This window comes from Parendozoicomonas verongulae (genome assembly GCF_009711465.1).
GTDB classification, from domain to species: Bacteria; Pseudomonadota; Gammaproteobacteria; order Pseudomonadales; family Endozoicomonadaceae; genus Sansalvadorimonas; species Sansalvadorimonas verongulae.
On record NZ_SMME01000530.1, the window covers coordinates 522 to 1,227 of the forward strand.

General features: G+C 53.8%; 1 protein-coding gene. It reads right to left on the bottom strand.

The features are described 5' to 3' along the window. Positions 1–267: 267 nt before the first annotated feature. The gene (locus E1189_RS01325; RefSeq protein WP_155158305.1) at positions 268–516 is read right to left on the bottom strand and encodes a hypothetical protein; all 249 of its coding nucleotides are present in this window, start codon (positions 514–516) and stop codon (positions 268–270) included. Between the last annotated feature and the right edge of the window lie 190 nt (positions 517–706).

The window sequence follows — 706 nt, forward strand, 5'->3', positions numbered from 1 at the left end:
CAATAGTCTGGTCTGCCAGGGGGTCGGGAGTCCATCCAGAATCAGGCTGCCACGTCAGAACAAGGAAGCCCTTGAACTGATAGCTGAGGGTTCTATTTGCCCCGCAACTCCCAGCAAAGCTCACTCTTCGTCAGCGACAGATGACGTGATAATAACAGGTGAATTCGTTGATGGGTTTCGCTGCCTTTTAACTCTGAGATCCGCGCTTGGGAAATTCACTGCCGAAAAGTTGTTAAACAAGAGGTTGAAGAGGTTTATGAAACTGCATCAACAGTCCCAGGTGATTTGGACAACGATAGCCCTACACCAGCAATAGACGTATTGAGCCAAAATAAGAAGAGGACAGTACGTCGAGGAAGGTGGAACACCACCTGCCCCTGCGGCCTCATCTTTGATACGGTCAATATGCTTAACTCTCACCGCCGGGGCAGCAGCGACACCCGGTGCAGGGGGAAGCGGAACACCACCTGCCTCTGTGGTATCACCTTCGATTCGGTCAACCTGCTTAACTCTCACTGCCAGATCAGCAGGGATATCCGATGCAAGGGGAAGCGGAACACCACCTGCCTCTGTGGTATCGCCTTCGATTCAGTCAGCCTGCTTCAATCTCACCGCCAGAGCAGCAGAGACACCCGGTGCAAGGGTAGGCGTAACACCGCCTGCGCCTGCGGTACGACCTTTGATACGGCCAGCCTGCTGAACGCTC